This is a genomic window from Rhizobium sp. WYCCWR10014 (assembly GCF_001657485.1).
Taxonomy (GTDB): domain Bacteria; phylum Pseudomonadota; class Alphaproteobacteria; order Rhizobiales; family Rhizobiaceae; genus Rhizobium.
This window is the reverse complement of record NZ_LXFU01000019.1, coordinates 1-16276: the sequence shown is the minus strand read 5'-3', so window position 1 is coordinate 16276 and position 16276 is coordinate 1. Positions and strand designations below refer to the sequence as shown.

18 protein-coding genes are annotated in these 16276 nt (G+C 62.6%); 10 read left to right on the top strand and 8 right to left on the bottom strand.

The genetic code is table 11. The features are described 5' to 3' along the window. Positions 1-120: 120 nt before the first annotated feature. The 4 genes from A6U98_RS01155 to A6U98_RS01140 all read right to left on the bottom strand — a co-directional run bounded on the left by A6U98_RS01155 (position 121) and on the right by A6U98_RS01140 (position 3608). A complete protein-coding gene (locus A6U98_RS01155; protein ID WP_064647323.1) occupies positions 121-1950 on the bottom strand; it encodes a methyl-accepting chemotaxis protein in 1830 nt (609 codons plus the stop codon). A 235-nt stretch (positions 1951-2185) separates the two neighbouring features. Further along, positions 2186-2629, bottom strand: coding sequence for a hypothetical protein (locus tag A6U98_RS01150; RefSeq protein WP_064647321.1), 444 nt, complete (start codon positions 2627-2629; stop codon positions 2186-2188). Positions 2630-2638: 9 nt separating this feature from the next. Beyond that, the gene (locus A6U98_RS35415; protein WP_082933823.1) at positions 2639-2989 is read right to left on the bottom strand and encodes a hypothetical protein; all 351 of its coding nucleotides are present in this window, start codon (positions 2987-2989) and stop codon (positions 2639-2641) included. 52 nt (positions 2990-3041) lie between these two features. After that, positions 3042-3608, bottom strand: coding sequence for a hypothetical protein (locus A6U98_RS01140; protein WP_064647317.1), 567 nt, complete (start codon positions 3606-3608; stop codon positions 3042-3044). A gap of 428 nt (positions 3609-4036) precedes the next feature. Here A6U98_RS01140 and A6U98_RS01135 point away from each other — a divergent pair, with 428 nt between their 5' ends. Next, complete coding sequence (locus A6U98_RS01135; protein WP_245304472.1) at positions 4037-4468, top strand: hypothetical protein; 432 nt, start codon at positions 4037-4039, stop codon at positions 4466-4468. 45 nt (positions 4469-4513) lie between these two features. On the opposite strand, the gene A6U98_RS01130 is transcribed toward A6U98_RS01135, so the two are convergent. Beyond that, on the bottom strand, positions 4514-5200 hold the full coding sequence (locus tag A6U98_RS01130; RefSeq protein WP_064647313.1) for a metalloregulator ArsR/SmtB family transcription factor: 687 nt from the start codon (positions 5198-5200) through the stop codon (positions 4514-4516). Between the two features lie 72 nt (positions 5201-5272). Here A6U98_RS01130 and A6U98_RS01125 point away from each other — a divergent pair, with 72 nt between their 5' ends. The 3 genes from A6U98_RS01125 (at position 5273) to A6U98_RS01115 (ending at position 7281) form a co-directional block, all read left to right on the top strand. Next, positions 5273-5602 carry an NIPSNAP family protein gene (locus A6U98_RS01125; protein WP_064647312.1) on the top strand — a complete coding sequence of 110 codons (330 nt, stop codon included), beginning with the start codon at positions 5273-5275 and terminating at the stop codon, positions 5600-5602. Beyond that, on the top strand, positions 5599-5949 hold the full coding sequence (locus A6U98_RS01120; RefSeq protein ID WP_018449230.1) for an antibiotic biosynthesis monooxygenase: 351 nt from the start codon (positions 5599-5601) through the stop codon (positions 5947-5949). Before A6U98_RS01125 ends, A6U98_RS01120 begins: the two co-directional genes overlap by 4 nt. A gap of 177 nt (positions 5950-6126) precedes the next feature. Then, positions 6127-7281, top strand: a complete 1155-nt coding sequence (locus A6U98_RS01115) for a site-specific DNA-methyltransferase (RefSeq protein WP_064647310.1) — start codon at positions 6127-6129, stop codon at positions 7279-7281. Positions 7282-7438: 157 nt separating this feature from the next. Here A6U98_RS01115 and A6U98_RS01110 read toward each other — a convergent pair whose 3' ends face one another. The 3 genes from A6U98_RS01110 to mutY are packed head-to-tail and all read right to left on the bottom strand — an operon-like array spanning position 7439 to position 9518. Beyond that, positions 7439-7804: a nuclear transport factor 2 family protein gene (locus A6U98_RS01110; RefSeq protein ID WP_064647308.1), complete on the bottom strand. Its 366-nt coding sequence runs from the start codon at positions 7802-7804 to the stop codon at positions 7439-7441. A gap of 5 nt (positions 7805-7809) precedes the next feature. Continuing rightward, positions 7810-8424, bottom strand: a complete 615-nt coding sequence (locus A6U98_RS01105) for an HAD family phosphatase (protein WP_064647306.1) — start codon at positions 8422-8424, stop codon at positions 7810-7812. A 2-nt stretch (positions 8425-8426) separates the two neighbouring features. Next, on the bottom strand, positions 8427-9518 hold the full coding sequence (gene mutY / locus A6U98_RS01100) for an A/G-specific adenine glycosylase (protein WP_064647304.1): 1092 nt from the start codon (positions 9516-9518) through the stop codon (positions 8427-8429). 108 nt (positions 9519-9626) lie between these two features. On the opposite strand from mutY, the gene A6U98_RS01095 reads away from it, so the two are divergent. The 6 genes from A6U98_RS01095 to smc all read left to right on the top strand — a co-directional run bounded on the left by A6U98_RS01095 (position 9627) and on the right by smc (position 15999). After that, entirely contained in the window at positions 9627-10124 is a 498-nt protein-coding gene (locus A6U98_RS01095) for a DUF721 domain-containing protein (protein WP_011650811.1), read from the top strand. Between the two features lie 111 nt (positions 10125-10235). Beyond that, complete coding sequence (locus A6U98_RS01090) at positions 10236-10433, top strand: hypothetical protein (protein WP_064647302.1); 198 nt, start codon at positions 10236-10238, stop codon at positions 10431-10433. Positions 10434-10436: 3 nt separating this feature from the next. After that, the gene (locus A6U98_RS01085; protein WP_064647300.1) at positions 10437-11018 is read left to right on the top strand and encodes a Fic family protein; all 582 of its coding nucleotides are present in this window, start codon (positions 10437-10439) and stop codon (positions 11016-11018) included. 91 nt (positions 11019-11109) lie between these two features. After that, positions 11110-11334, top strand: coding sequence for a TraY domain-containing protein (locus A6U98_RS01080; RefSeq protein WP_027685682.1), 225 nt, complete (start codon positions 11110-11112; stop codon positions 11332-11334). A gap of 207 nt (positions 11335-11541) precedes the next feature. After that, a complete protein-coding gene (locus A6U98_RS01075) occupies positions 11542-12318 on the top strand; it encodes a DsbA family protein (protein ID WP_064647298.1) in 777 nt (258 codons plus the stop codon). A gap of 219 nt (positions 12319-12537) precedes the next feature. Beyond that, positions 12538-15999, top strand: coding sequence for a chromosome segregation protein SMC (gene smc / locus A6U98_RS01070; protein WP_064647296.1), 3462 nt, complete (start codon positions 12538-12540; stop codon positions 15997-15999). Positions 16000-16276 lie beyond the last annotated feature (277 nt).

The window sequence follows — 16276 nt, the reverse complement described above, 5'->3', positions numbered from 1 at the left end:
CCGGCCAAAGCTCAACCTGATCTCAAGCATGGCTGCGATGCGGCAAGCGACCGGCTCCGGCGTCGCTGCCGGATCGGTCGTGCCAGGTTGGCTTGAACAACGGCAGGCAGATAGCAGCCGTCAGGCCGCCAGCTGCCCACCCCGGCGTCCAGTTGCAGATTGCGAAGCTGTCGCACGAAGCCTGAACCGCGAAACCAGTTCGCGCAGCGTGGCAGCTTCCTGGGCAAGCTGGCTGGATGCCGCGGTGGATTGCTCCACCATCGCCGCGTTCTGCTGGGTCACCTGGTCCATGGAATTGACGGCGGTGTTGACTTCGGCAAGGCCGGTCGACTGCTCTCTGGCCGATACGGCGATTGCATCCATGTGCTGATTGATACGGGCAATCTGCTCGCTGATTGCCTTCAGAACCTGGCTGGTGTCGAGAACCAGCTTGACGCCGCTTTCCACCTCCACCGAGGATTTCTGGATGTGGCCTTTGATTTCCTTTGCCGCCTGAGCCGATCTCTGGGCGAGTTCGCGGACTTCCTGGGCGACCACCGCAAAGCCCTTGCCCGCGTCGCCGGCGCGTGCCGCTTCGACGCCGGCATTCAGCGCCAGCAGATTGGTCTGGAAGGCGATCTCGTCGATCACGCCGATAATGCTGGAGATCTGCTGGGACGAAGCCTCGATGCGGCGCATCGCTTCTTCGGCATGCGACACGACCTCGGAAGACTTGGCGGCATTGCGATTTGCATCGGTCGCTTCCGTGCGTGCCTCATCGGTCCGCTTGCTCGAGTTCGAGACATTGGCGGTGATCTGGTCGAGCGCTGCGGCGGTTTCTTCGAGAGAGGCCGCCTGCTGTTCGGTTCGTTTCGACAGGTCGCCGGCCCCGGAGGCGATTTCCCTGGTGCCTTCGTCGATCGCGGCAATGGCGGTTGCAATCGCGCTGAGCGTCTGATCGAGCTGCCGGATCGACATGTTGAAATCATGCCGGAGGTTTTCAAAGTCCGGGGCGAAGGGCTCGTCGATCTGGAAGGCGAGATCGCCGGATGCAAGCCTCTTCAGGCCTGCGGCGAGACCCGATGTCGCCGCCCGCAGCCGTTCGGCTGCATCTTCGTCAGCCTGCTGGCGCGCCGTGACCCGCTCGGTTTCACCCTGCAATCGGGCGGCCTCGGCATCTTTTTCGAGTTGCTTGTTGGCAATCGCCGCCTGGCGGAAGATTTCGACAGCCGACGCCATCGTCCCGATTTCATCGGTGCGGCCGATCCCGGCGCAGGCAATGGCTGTGTCACCGCCGGCGAGCCTTTGCATGTCATTGGAAAGCGAAAGGATTGGTCTGGTGACGGTCTTGCGGGTCAGGAAATAGAGGCCGAGCGCAAACAGCGCGGCCGCGGCGAGAAGTGATTTCAGAACAATATCGACCGACGCTTTTATGTCGGCGCTATACTTGGAAATTTCGTCCGACGCCGCGGTGATCTCATCCCCGGCCTGTTCCATGGCCGTTTCCAAGGTAGAGAACTGCGCCATGAAATCCGGCAATGCCTTCAATGCCGTTGAGGGATCCTGGCTCGCCAGATCGACGATCTTCTTGGCGCTTTCGACATAGGTCAGAAGGGGAGGTTCGATGCTGGCAAGCAGCGCTTTGGTCTTTTCGTCGGCGGCAAGCGCCTTGTTGGCAGCAATCATCTCGCTGAACGACGCGTCGTGCTCCGCCAGATCCGCCTTCACCCCGGCTGCGTCTATGCCTGCTGCCGGATTGGACGCCAGCATGGATGCCAGCACGTCCGCGCGCATTGCGTCATGCATCATGTCGGCCTGCATGTGGTTGCGCAGAATTTGGGCCGACCGGGCAACCTCGGCGTTGTTTTCGGAGAGGGTCGAGGCGGACCAGATGCCGACGCCAGTCGCGCCGCCCGCCAACCCGAAAATCGCGATGCTTGCAATGATGATCTTATGCTGGATCGACGCCATGACAGGGCTCTCTCGTTAAATTTAGAAGGTGAGAGTAGCCGAATATGCTTAATTATTTTCTCAGCACCATGTCGCTTACCGGCGCAAAAACAATAGGTTGCAGTCAACGTTTCATCTTCGATAAAAAGTTGAGCCGATTTGAGAGTAGAGCGGATGACTGGCACGGGCACCTCGAGCGCCGGATGATGTAATAGGGCGGGGCTCTTCCTCGGTTACAAGGGCGAGCCCCATCCAACTATTGCTCCGGCAGAATGATCTTCTGATTTGTGGTGTTCTTGACCGGCTTCTCGCCAGGGACATGCGACATCGTGCGGGTCGTGCTATCCAGCGTGCTGCCGTCGGTGCTGGTCTTTGTGCGCGACTTGCTGAACGTCCCCTTGTCGACTGCCTGGGCTTTCGTCTGGGCTTTCAGCTTGTCGCCACTGTCGTTGACGTGGGTCTTGCTTTGCGCCTTTCCATCGGTGGTGGCTGCACTTCCCCCAGATCCGATCGAAGAGGTCGTGCCGTCATCGGTCCGGCAGGTGCCCGCCGTTCCGACCGAGCTTGCGGATGTGCCTCCTGCCGAAGCGCTTCCGCCTGTTCCGACCGTTCCGGCCGCATTGCACTCCTCTGCAATAACGCCCGAGCTCGACGCGAGCAGCGCGATCGAGGCCGCCGCGATAAGGTTGATAGGTTTCATTGCCATCTCCTACTTCTTGGGTTTCGTGACCGAGCAGGTCCCGTCGGACCGTTTGGTGATGACGGTGCCGTCAGGCCGCGTGATGCTTGCCGTCGAAAAGCTGTCGACGCTTCCCGATCCGGCCGAGGAACTGGCGGAAGAGGATGACGAAGAGGTGCCGGTCGATCCGCCGCCGGTCGTGGTCGATGACGAAACATGGCCGTTGCCGGCCGTCACGGTGGTGGACATGTCTCCCTGCGACGACTGAGACTGGACGACGATGCATGTCGTTCCGTCGTCGAGTTTGATCTCCTCGGACATTGCCTGTCCGGCGATCAGGACGAGTGAAGCGCCCAGTGCGATAGTGAAAAACTTTGCCATTGGTTTATCTCCGAGGGCTTGGCCGGCGCCATCAAGACGCCGGCCGACATCGTCAGCAGCCTTTTGTGCCGGCGGCATCCTTCTTGACCTGTCCGGGCGCACAGCCCTTCTTGCCCTTGTTGTCGTCAGAGCTTCCCGCTGCACTGCCGCCGGTGCCGACAGTGCTGCCGGTCTTGTCTCCGTCCGCCGACGAAGCACCGGTTCCAACACTCGAGGCCGAGTTCGCGTCGCCCGAACCTGCGGCGGAGCCGCCGGTGCCGACGGTGCTGCTGGACGTGCCGCCGCCGGCCGACGAACCGCCGGTGCCAAGCGTCGAAGCAGACCCCGAGCCCGAGCCCGCAGCAGATCCGCCGGTGCCGACCGTGCTGCTCGAAGTGCCGCCACCGGCCGATGAGCCGCCCGTGCCGACCGTCGAGGACGTGCCGGATTTGCAGTTGGTCGAACCAGCCGGGCAGTCGCCCCCGGCAGAGCTGCCACCAGTACCGATCGTGCTGCTCGCAGTTCCGCCGCCGGCCGACGAACCGCCTGTGCCGACGGTGCTAGACGATTGAGCGAAGCCGGAAACAGCCGTGCCGGCCAAAAGGGCGGCCGCCAAGGCCAGATGTGTTGCCTTCATCATCGTGTATTCCTCCGTTTGTTTCTAACTTGCCGTCGCATCCGGAATGGATGGATAGCTGCCTGACAAACTTCGGTTTCGACCCTCTGTTCCTGCCTTAGGTACTCAGTCGGATATCCCTCGGACCTTGGTCCGACCTCGCCGTCATGGTTGACATTCGAGCGTTATGGGAGGGTTTCATGAGGCGGCCGACGGGTCGGAAAACCTCAATCTTGGCGGCTCCAACGGTGCCGAAGAAGGTTTGGCTGCAGGCGACGTCATTGCTGGCCGGTGGAGCGACATCTATCAAATCCGCGTCATGGCAGACTAACCGCAGCCCCGGGACTACCTTTGGCAATCTCATGCACTAGATGGCGATCGGGAGGAGAACGCCACCGCCGCTATTGGGAAGAGAAGCGGCATGCCAAAGAATGGATGAAGAGGAAGACTGCATGACGATCGAGGACATCATCGAAACCCTGGAAAAGACTGACATGCCCGACAGCCGGATCGACGCTTTCATCACCTGTGCCTTTCTGTTGAAGCAACTCCGGCCGGCCGAGCCCAAGGATTTCGACGGTCCTAACGACTACCTGCCGAGCAGTATCAAGTCAGAGCACGGCTTCCTGATGGCGCGACCCTTCACACACGACGTCAATCACGCCATCGACCTGTGCCGGGAAGTCCGGCCGGATGCGGTTTGGCACCTCGCCCGCGGCCGCCAGACAGCAGACGAGTCGCTCTACGGTGCGCAGCTGCGCGAGATCAAGGAGAGCGAAAGCGTGCTCGGTGAAGCCGAGAGCAATCACGCGGCGCTGGCGCTCACGCTGGCCGCGCTGCGCGCCCATGTGCGGCAGGAAGATGAAAAGAGGGCAGGTGCGTGAGGGCGCTGGATACCGCCTCGGAACCTCTTGCAGGTCCGCAATAACCTACGCATCGACCGGAAATAGCTTCAGAAACTGCCGGTCGCCTTCCGGCGAAAACAGGATGGAGCGGCTTTCGGCCGTGCGCCGCGCCCAACCCTTGTCGAGGAAACTTGAAAGCAGGGCCTTGCCGAGGCTGCCGGCGAGGTGGGCGCGCCTTTCGCTCCAGTCGAGGCAGGAGCGGCAGAGCGGCCGGCGCGACGATCTGAGGTCGCTGACATCGATGCCGATGCGTTTGAGATCGCTTTCGCCCTTTTCCGTCAGCGCCAGGCCTTCGCCGACCGCCTCGATCGAGCTGGAGGCAATCAGGCTGTCGAGCATCCGCACGCCGTAATCGCCGGCAAGGTGATCGTAGCAGATGCGCGCCTTGCGCAGCGCCGGCTCCTTCGGTCCCGGCTGGTGACGCAGATGGCCGCGTCCGGCGGCAAAGCCCATCATGCTTTCGATCAGCCGGGCGACGGCCTCGTCAGCCAACGTGAAATAACGGTGGCGGCCCTGCTTGCGCTGGGCAAGCAGCCCGCCGGCTTCGAGCTTGGCGAGATGGGTGCTCGCCGTCTGCACGGTGATGCCGCCGACGCCGGCAAGCTCGGTCGCCGTCAGCGCCCGGCCGCCGGTGAGTGCCGCCAGCATGTTGGCGCGGGCGGGATCGCCGATGAGCGCGCCGATCTGCGCAATATCAGGGCCTTCCTTCATAGTTCGATCGTAACCGAAGCATCGCCGTCAGGCAATGTGCGAAAATAGGTGAAGAGCCAAAGGAGAAACGATATGATCACCTGCTTCATCCGCTATCAGATCGACCCCTTCAAGAAGGAGGCGTTTGCCGAATATGCCCGCAACTGGGGCCAGGCAATTCCGAAGAATGGCGCCGATCTGATCGGCTATTTCGGCCCGCATGAGGGATCGGCGACGACCGCTTACGGCGTCTACAATATCGAAAGCCTCGCCGCCTACGAGGCCTATCGCGCCAGGCTGGCCGCCGACCCGCTCGGCCGCGAGAATTATGAATTTGCCCGACGCGAAGCCTTCATCCTGAAGGAGGATCGCATCTTCCTCAAAAATGTCTCCACTCCTCACGCAAAGCTGGTGCAGTCATGATCGCCGTCATCTTCGAAGTCGTGCCCTATATGGGCGAACGCCACAAATATCTGGATCTCGCCGGCGAGCTGCGCACTGAGCTCGAAAAGATCGACGGCTTCATTTCGATCGAGCGTTTCGAGAGCCTGACGAACCGCGGCAAGCTGCTGTCGCTTTCCTTTTTCCGCGATGAGGAAGCCGTCAAGCAGTGGCGCAATCTCGAGGCGCACAGGGCAGCCCAGCAGGCCGGACGCGGCGGCATCTTCGCCGATTACCGCCTGCGGATCGCCAGTGTCGTTCGCGATTACGGCATGTTCGAACGCGACGAAGCGCCTGATGACAGCCGCAGGGTTCACGACGCCGCCTGATCGCTGGCGGCGGCATTCTTGCCGCCGCCAGGCAGCCGGCCGGCGTCGGCAAAGTCTGCCGCTCACTTATCGGACCCCGAATAAATTCCCGAAATCGGCCAGCGCTTCAGGCTTTGGTAACTAAGTTGCGTAACCATAACGGACAGTTAAGCGTAGAGCGTATGAGTGAGTATCAGAATGGCATCAGTTTTTCCGCTTGCCGACCTCAAGGCTTCCGTCAAGTCGGATTCCCGGCCGGATTCCCGGCCCGGGTCTTGGGTCGACACGATCATCAAGGGCGATTGCGTCAGCGCCCTTGAAGCTTTGCCCAGCCACTCCGTCGATATCATCTTTGCCGACCCGCCGTATAATCTCCAGCTCGGCGGAACGCTGCATCGTCCCGATCAGTCGCTGGTCGATGCGGTTGACGACGAATGGGATCAGTTCGCCTCCTTCGAGGCCTATGACGCCTTCACCCGCGCCTGGCTGCTGGCCTGCCGGCGGGTGCTGAAGCCGACCGGCTCGATCTGGGTGATCGGCTCCTACCACAATATCTTCCGTGTCGGCGCCACGCTGCAGGATCTGAATTTCTGGATTCTCAACGACATCATCTGGCGCAAGACCAACCCGATGCCGAATTTCAAGGGCCGCCGTTTCCAGAACGCCCATGAGACGATGATCTGGGCAAGCCCCAGCGCCAAGGCCAAGGGCTATACCTTCAATTACGATGCGCTGAAGGCCGCCAATGACGACGTGCAGATGCGCTCCGACTGGCTCTTCCCGATCTGCAACGGAGCCGAGCGGCTGAAGGGCGAGGACGGCAAGAAGGCGCATCCGACGCAAAAGCCTGAGGCGCTGCTTGCCCGCGTCATCATGGCCTCGACCAAGCCCGGCGATATCGTGCTCGATCCCTTCTTCGGCTCGGGAACGACCGGCGCCGTCGCCAAACGTCTCGGCCGTCACTTCGTCGGCATCGAGCGCGAACAGGATTATATCGATGCGGCCTCGGCCCGCATCGCCGCCGTCGAGCCGCTCGGCAAGGCGGAACTGACCGTCATGACCGGCAAGAAGGCCGAAGTCCGCGTCGCCTTCAACGTGCTGGTTGAAAGCGGCCTGATCAAGCCCGGCCAGGTGCTGACCGACGCCAAGCGCCGTTACAGCGCCATCGTCCGCGCCGACGGCACAGTAGCTTCCGGCGGCGAGGCCGGCTCCATTCATCGTCTCGGCGCCAAGGTGCAGGGTCTCGATGCATGCAACGGATGGACCTTCTGGCATTTCGAAGACGGGCAGTCCCTGCGCCCGATCGACGATCTCAGGTCCGTCATCCGCAGTGATCTGGCAAAGGCGGAGTGAGCAGCGCCTCTACGGATCGAAACCACCTTCTTCCGATTTCCCTCCAGTTGCGGAAGAAGACCAAGGCGCCCGGGGTTCGAACTCCGGGCGTCCTCTTTTTGTTTTTGCGCAATTCCGGACGCAAAACCGCTCTACACTTTTGCTGGAATTGCTCCGGTCAGAACTCCTGGTAATCGGTGACGTCGACCCGCGTGACACGCCCTTCCGCATTGAAGGTGATCGTCTCCTCGCCCTCGCGGATCAGCGGCTTGCCCGTCTTGCTGTGGGTGGCGCGTACCGACCAGACCGACCGGCCGGAGAGCGGCGTCAACGTTTCCACCAGCGAATTTTCCGCCGTCTGATCGGGATAGTCGTCGAAATATTTTCGGAAGGCGGCCATGATCTCAGCCCGTCCGGCAAGGCTGCCGACGCCGTTCGAGACATAGGTCGCGTCCTCGGCGAAATAGGCCTCGATTGCGGGAAAATCGAGGGCGTTGATGGCAGCGTGAAAACGTTCGATTTCTTTTGCGGGGTCGAATGCCATCGGCCTCAGACCTTCAATCCGTAAGCCGCAAGATCGCTGCGCAGCTTCTCGGGCCCCGAAAACAGCACCGCATTCCAGCCGAAGGCCTTGGCGCCTTCGACATTAACAGGCGCGTCGTCGATGAAGATCGTCGCGGCCGGATCGAGGCCGAAGCTTTTCGTATGCGTCTCGTAGATCGCGATATCGGGCTTGATCAGGCCGACATCGCCGGAAACGGTGACGCCGCGCGGCTTTGTGAGGAAGGGGAAGCGTGCCTGCGCCTCGCGGAAGGTGTCGGAGGCGAAGTTGGTCAGCATCGTCACATCACGCCCTTCGGCGATCAGCCCTTCCATGATCGCGACGCTGTCGTCATAGGCGTGCGGCACCATCTCGTGCCAATATTTGCGGAAGGCGCGGATATGCTCCTCGCGCGCCGGGTGCTGTTCGATCAGCAGCGCTTCGGCCTCCGCCCATGTGCGGCCGCGGTCCTGCTCGATGTTCCAGTCGTGGGTGCAGATATTGGCGAAGAACCAGTTGCGCTCGGTCTCATCGGGAATGAGGCGGCTGAAGGGAAGATGCGGATCGTAATGAATAAGGACTTTGCCGATGTCGAAAACGATATGTCTTATGTTGGTGGTCATGGTCATCCCTTGGATGTTTTAAACGCGAGAGGAATAGCTGCTGCGATCGCTTTTTTCATGATTGTTGGTAAGGCCTGGGCTTCAAGATTTGTAACCGGCTCCCACCATCCGTCATTCGTGCTGACCTTGGCAGCGATGGCCGCACGCCAGATCGAAAGCCTGAGCTCGAAATGGGTGAAGACATGGATGACGGTGCCAGAGGCCTGCCATGCTGCATCGAAGGGAGCGGCGGCAGCCGAGGTCTCGCCGTCGATGCGCGCCGTCCACGCCGTCGTCGGCACTTCGGTCATGCCGCCGAGCAGGCCGCTGTCGATGCGCCGCCGCAACAGGATCTCGCCATCACCTGTTACCGCGATGAAGGCCGCGCCATATCTGACCGGCTTCTCCTTCTTTGCCGCCTTGACCGGAAAGAGCTCGGGATCGGAAAGTTTGAGCGCCTCGCAGGCGCCCCGGAACGGACAGAGTGAACAGGCCGGCCGCTTCGGTGTGCAGATCGTGGCACCCAGATCCATCATCGCCTGGGCGAAATCGCCGGGCCGATCGGCGGGCGTCAATAGCGCCACCTTCTCTCTCATCGCGGGCTTTGCCGCGGGAAGCGGCGTGGCGATCGCATAAAGCCTGGAGATCACCCGCTCGACATTGCCGTCCATGACCGCCGCCTGCCGGTTGAAGGCGATGGCCGCGACGGCGGCAGCCGTATAGTCGCCGATGCCGGGGAGCGACTTGAGGCCTTCCTCGGTATCAGGAAAGACGCCGCCATGCTCGTTCGCCACCGCTTCGGCGCATTTCTTCAGGTTGCGGGCCCGCGCATAATAGCCGAGCCCCGCCCAGGCGGCCATCACCGCGTCGTTTTCGGCTGCGGCAAGATCGGTCACTTCGGGCCAGCGCTGCAGAAACCGCTCGAAATAGGGTTTGACCGCCTGCACCGTCGTCTGCTGCAGCATCACCTCGGACAGCCAGACGCGATAGGGATCGGGTTTGACGCCGCGGGCCGCCATGCCGGGCGAAACGCGCCAGGGCAGCTCGCGGTGGTGGCGATCGTACCAGTCGAGCAGGGGCTTTGCTGAGGGCGTGTCGAGTGTGGTGATCGTCATGATTTGCCGCGATGGGGGGAAGTGCCTATACTTGGCGAAGCAATGCCGCGCGATCAAGTCGCCTGTGCGAGTTGGCATGCGAATTGGCGGCGTCGCTGAAGGGTTTCGATGAGTTATCCACGCAAAGGTGCAAAGCAGATATCCGAGCTGGCGAACGGGCTGATCGATCCCGTGCTTGCGAGGCGGGCCGGCATCAACACCGCGCTGCTCGGCTCGTGGAGTGAAATTGCCGGCGAGGATTTCGCCGATTGCACCCGGCCGGAAAAGATCGCCTGGGCCCGCGGCGGCGATGAGACCGGCGGCTTCCGCCCCGGCGTGCTGACGATTGCCTGCGAAGGCGCGCGTGCGCTCTTCCTTACCCATGCCCAGGGCGAACTCATCCAGCGCATCAACAGCTTCTTCGGCTTTGCCGCCGTCCACCAGATCCGCATCGTCCAGAAGCCGGTCTCACAAGCCATCCGCCGCTCCCGCACCCCGCCGCCGCTGAAAGGCGAAGCCGCCCGCAAACTCGAAGGCATGATGGAGGGCATCGAGAACGACAAGCTGCGCCAGGCAATCCAGCGCTTGGGGACCGCGGTGATGGGCAAGCGGGGGAATCAACGCTAACCCTTTACGATCATGGGGTCCCAACCTGAAGTGTGCTCGCCGTGAATCGCGAGCGTTGACTAAGCGAATTCCTTTTGCTGATCCGCGTAAGGTCGTGCTAGATTCTGACTCATGACGAGCAAAACGCCCAAGTTGACCCGCAACGCCAAGACCGGCGGCCTGACCCAGGCCAGTGCCGAAAAGATCAGTGCGGTTGAAGGCCTAGTCCTCAGCCCGCGCATGCGCAAGCTCCTCGCCGAGACCAAGGATCAGCCGCCCGAAGAACGCCGCCAAGCGATCCGCGCACAGTTCACGCGCAAGTCCGCCTAAGCGTTGGTCTATACCGCCGAATCCGATCCCCTCTGTTATCCAGGCACGACCGTGCTCCGCAACAAACTGGACCTCACGGACCAGAGCGAACTCGACGAGTTTGAGACAACGATGTTCGTGCTCCGCTCGGAAGAACCTTGGCCGGAGGGTAATCTGGATGTCACTCACTATCTCGCCCTTCATCACCACCTGTTCCAGGATGTCTATGATTGGGGCGGTGAGATCCGCACCATCCGTATCGGTAAAGCTGGCAACTGGTTCTGCTACCCGGAATTCATCTCGAACGAGCTTAGTCGGATTTTCCAGGAGCTGGCCCAGGCGGACTATTTCGAGGGTCTGACACTGGCTGACTTTGCGGTTCAGGCCGCGCACCTCCTTGCCGAAATTAACGCCATCCACCCGTTCCGTGAAGGCAATGGCCGCACCCAATTGACCTTTCTCGCGCTTCTGGCCAGGCATGTCGGCCGGCCATTCAATGCCGAAGTGCTTGATCGTGAACGTGTCATCGAGGCCATGATCGAGAGCTTTGCGGGCTCCGAGCAGCCGCTAGCGACGCTGATCCTCGACATCGTCACCGAACCTTGACGCTACCCTCTTGAACTTTCCTCGGCGGTGTAGAGGCACTGGCAAAACGCCTCGGATGCCATATTTGTATATAGCAGACGGGAGAAAAGCCATGCTGGTCTTGCAGTTGCCCCCTGATATCGAAACGCGGCTGATTGAGCTTTCCAAGCGTACCGGCCGCAGCAAGAGCTTCTATGTTCGTCAAGCCATCCTCGCGCATCTCGACGATCTGGAAGATGTCTATCTTGCCGAAAGGCGCCTCGAAGAACTTCGCCGCGACGAGGGCGATACCGTGCCGCTGGCCGAGCTGACGGCGCGTTACGGGTTGGACGACTGAGTTTCATCGACCAGCCGATATGGGCTGGCGGCCGCCGCGATATCTACCGGCAAAATTCGCAGACGGACCAATCTCGCAATTTTTGGTCTAGTCGTCTTCCCGCGGTCACAATTCTTTGAAGGAAGTTGGCGAACCGTGCCTTGTGAGTGGCCGCAAGCCGTTATATCGCACAGTCACGCCGTCAATCTCATTAGTTATGGGGAATCCATGCAGATGTCCGAAATGCAACTGACGAAACGCCGCCTGCTCAGCGGTATCGCCATCGCCGCAGCTGCCGTGGCGCTTGTCGCCTGCAACGACAGCAAGGACGCTGCCGATGCTTCTTCCTCCGGCAAGACCATGGCTGATGGCACCAATGTCGACACCATGCAGACGGCGGCCACCTCGGCGACCGAAATGCCGGAGTCCGATGGCGACGTCGACATGGCCGAAGTGCTGAAGCCCGGCGCGCTGCCGGAAATGGCGCTCGGCAAGGCCGACGCCCCGGTCAAGATCGTCGAATACATGTCGATGACCTGCCCGCATTGCGCCCATTTCCACAACACCACCTTCGACACGATCAAGCAGAAATATGTCGACAGCGGCAAGGTGCAGTTCATCATCCGCGAATTCCCCTTCGACCCGCGCGCCGCCGCAGCCTTCATGCTCGCCCGCTGCAATTCTTCCAATCCGGAGCAGTTGAGCACGCCGGAACAGTATTTCCCGATGGTTTCCATGCTCTTCAAGCAGCAGCAGGTCTGGGCTGCCGCCGATGATGGCCGCGCCGCACTGCTGCAGATGTCGAAGCTTGCCGGATTTACTGAGGATAGCTTCACGAAATGCTTGACGAACCAGAAGCTTCTGGATGAAGTGAACGCCACGCGGGAAAGAGGTTCCAAGGATTTTGGCGTCAACGCCACCCCGACTTTCCTGATCAATGGCAAGCGCTACTCTGGAGACATGCCGGTTGACACCTTGTCGAAGCTCATCGACAGCCTGCTCTGAACCGGATCGTTTCGATAGAACGGGCGACGGCGAAAGCCGTGCGCCCGTTTTTCGTTTTCAGCGCAGTTTGCAGGTGTGGCCCCCTCATCCGCCTGCCGGCACCTTCTCCCCGCTGGGGCGAAGGGGATTTGCCGCAGCGTCTCGATTCCCTCTTCTCCCCAGCGGGGAGAAGGTGCCCGTAGGGCGGATGAGGGGGCTTCCTGCCGTGGATATTTCCGCATGAAGTTCAACAAGCTGCGCCTGGTCGGCTTCAAATCCTTCGTCGAGCCGACGGAATTCATCATCGAGCGGGGACTGACCGGCGTCGTCGGCCCGAACGGCTGCGGCAAGTCGAACCTCGTCGAGGCGCTGCGCTGGGTGATGGGCGAGAATTCCTATAAGAACATGCGCGCCTCCGGCATGGACGACGTGATCTTTTCGGGCTCGGGCAACCGTCCGGCGCGCAATACCGCCGAAGTCGCGCTCTATCTCGACAATGCCGAGCGCACGGCGCCTGCCGCCTTCAACGACAGCGACGAGATCCAGGTCACCCGCCGTATCGAGCGTGAACAGGGTTCGCTCTATCGCATCAACGGCAAGGAAAGCCGTGCCAAGGACGTGCAGCTGCTGTTTGCCGACGCCTCCACCGGCGCGCGATCGCCCTCGATGGTCGGGCAGGGCCGTATCGGCGAGCTGATCCAGGCCAAGCCGCAGGCCCGCCGCCAACTGCTCGAAGAGGCGGCCGGCATTTCAGGCCTGCATTCCCGCCGCCACGAGGCCGAGCTGCGGCTGCGCGCTGCTGAAGGCAATCTCGAGCGCCTCGACGACGTTACCTCGCAGCTCGAAAGCCAGATCGAAAGCCTGAAGCGCCAGGCCCGCCAGGCAAATCGCTTCAAGACGCTGTCTGCCGATATCCGCGCCCGCGAGGCGATGCTTTTACATATCCGCTGGGTGCAGGCCAAGGAAGCCGAGGCCGAGGCCGACAGTGCCTTGAACCAAGCGACCTCCGTCGTCGCCGAAAAGGCGCAGATGCAGATGGAGGCGGCGAAGAACCAGGGCATCGCCAGCCTGAAGCTGCCGGAACTGCGCGAGGGCGAGGCGCGCGCCGCCGCCGCCCTGCAGCGCCTGCAGATCGCCAGAAGCCAGCTGGAAGAGGATGCCGGCCGCATCCTGCGCCGCCGCGACGAGCTGACCCGCCGTCTCGCCCAGCTTGCGGAGGATATAAGCCGCGAGCAGCGGCTGGTGGCCGATAATGCCGTCATCCTGGCGAGGCTCGATGCCGAAGAGGCGGAGATTTCAGAAATCCTCGCCGATTCCGGCCGTTATGCCGAGGAAACCCGCGAGGCCTTTGAGGGCGCGGCGGCAAAACTTGCCGACAGCGAGCGCATCTTTACAGCGCTGACGGCCGAGCGCGCTGAAGCCGCCGCCGGCCGCAACCAACTGGAACGCGCCATCCGCGATCTCACCGACCGCCGGATGCGCCTCGAACGCCAGATGGATGAGGCGAACCAGGAACTGTCAGCTGTCGGCGAGAAGATCGCCGGCCTGCCCGATCCCGACGAAAAACGCGCCATCGTCGAAGCCGGCGAGATCGCCGTCGCCGACGCGGAAGCCGCGGTTCAGCTGGTCGACCAGGCGCTGGCTGGCGCCCGCCAGACCGAGGCGCTATCGCGCGCGCCGGTCGATCAGGCCCGCTCGAGCCTGAATGCGCTGGAAACCGAGGCGCGGACCATTTCCCGCATGCTCGCCGCCGGTGCTGCGGCCGGCAAATTTCCGCCGGTTGCCGACGAGCTGAAGGTCGATCGCGGCTTCGAGACGGCACTCGGTGCCGCCCTCGGCGACGATCTGGAATCGCCGCTCGATGCCGAGGCGCCGGCCCATTGGTCGGACAATGGCGATGGTGCCAGCGATCCCGCCCTTCCATCCGGTGTTGCGCCGCTGCTTGATCATGTTCGCGCCCCGTCAGCGCTCACCCGCCGCTTGCGCCAGATCGGCCTGGTCGCGGAAGCGGAGGCGCAGTCGCTGATGGCGGCGCTGAAGCCCGGCCAGCGGCTGGTGACGAAAGAGGGCGCGGTCTATCGCTGGGACGGCCACGTCACCGGTGCGGATGCCCCGAGTGCGGCGGCGCTCCGCCTTGCCCAGAAGAACCGCCTGGCCGAACTCGAAAGCGAAGCAGCCCTTGCCCGCGACGTGCTTGCCGAAGCCGAAGAGCGGCAGGCAGCCGCTGCGGAAGCGATCCGCGCCGAGGAGCGAAGGCTTGCCGAGGCCCGCGACATGAGCCGCCTGTCGGCGCGTCATTTGGCCGAAGCCCGCGATGCGCTTGTTGCCGCCGAGCGTGCCTCCGGCGATCTTATCCGCCGCCGCGATGTCGTCAGCGAGGCCGCCAGCCAGCTGCGCGCGCAGCTGGAGGAGATCGCTATCCAGGAGGAAAATGCCCGCATCGAGCTGGAAGACGCGCCTGATCTGACGGCGATCGACGAGCGGCTGCGGTTCCAGCAGGCGGAAGTTGCGACCGATCGCGGCGCGCTGGCCGAAAGCCGCGCCCGCCATGAAAGCCTGGCGCGGGAAAACGAAGCCCGCCAGCGCCGCATCGTGGCGATCGGCCAGGAGCGCGACACCTGGCGCCAGCGGGCGGCAAGCGCCGAAGACCATGTCGCGACGCTGCGCGACCGCGAGGAAGAGGCGCGCGAAGAGGCAGCCGAGCTCGAGCTGGCGCCGGATGAATTCGACGACAAGCGCCGCGCTCTGCTCAGCGAATTGCAAAAGGCCGAGGAGGCCCGCCGCCAGGCCAGCGATCTCCTGGCCGAGGCCGAACGCATCCAGCGCGAAGCCGACCAGAAGGCGACGACGGCACTGTCGGAACTTGCCGAATGCCGCGAACGCCGCGGCCGCGCCGAGGAGCGCCTCGTCTCCGCTCGCGAGAAGCGGCAGGAAAGCGAGGGCCGCATCCGCGAGGTCCTGAACGTCGCGCCGCACGAGGCGCTGCAGCTGACCGGGCGCCCGACCATGCAGGCGCTTCCCGATCCGCGCGAAGTCGAGCGCGAACTCGAACGCCTGCGGATCGAGCGCGAGCGGCTGGGCGCCGTCAACCTGCGCGCCGACGAGGAACAGAAGGAGCTGAGCGAGAAGCTCGAAGCCTTGATCAAGGAACGCGACGACGTCATCGATGCGATCCGCAAGCTGCGCGGCGCCATCCAGAGCCTCAACCGCGAGGGCCGCGAACGGCTGATCGCCGCCTTCGACATCGTCAACGCCCAGTTCCAGCGGCTGTTCACCCATCTTTTCGGCGGCGGCACCGCCGAGCTGCAGCTGATCGAATCCGACGATCCGCTCGAAGCCGGCCTCGAAATCCTCGCCCGTCCGCCCGGCAAGAAGCCGCAGACCATGACGCTGCTATCGGGCGGCGAGCAGGCGCTGACGGCAATGGCGCTGATCTTCGCCGTCTTCCTCACCAATCCGGCGCCGATCTGCGTGCTCGACGAAGTGGACGCACCGCTCGACGACCACAATGTCGAGCGCTACTGCAATCTGATGGACGAAATGGCGGCTTCCACCGAAACCCGCTTCGTCATCATCACCCACAATCCGATCACCATGGCCCGCATGAACCGCCTCTTCGGCGTCACCATGGCCGAGCAGGGCGTCTCCCAGCTCGTCTCCGTCGACCTGCAAATGGCCGAGCGCCTGCGCGAGATTGCCTGAGGTTTTCGTGAGGAGAGCCTTTGAGTGTCTCTTGGCGTTAGGGAAGGGCGACGTTTCTTATTTTCACGGTGCGGCGGTGCTCGCAGCCTAGATCCTCGGGTCAAGCCCGAGGATGACGGAGGGTGGGGAGCCTGCTGGCCAAGACAATGCTCCGGGCGTCTCCCCTCTTGCCATCGCGCCCTCCCTCTCCGTCATGCTCGGGCTTGACCCCATAGGCGCTAACTTAGTTGTCGATGTGCGATGGCTCGTCGCCTTCGCGGTGGCTCGCGAAGTCGAT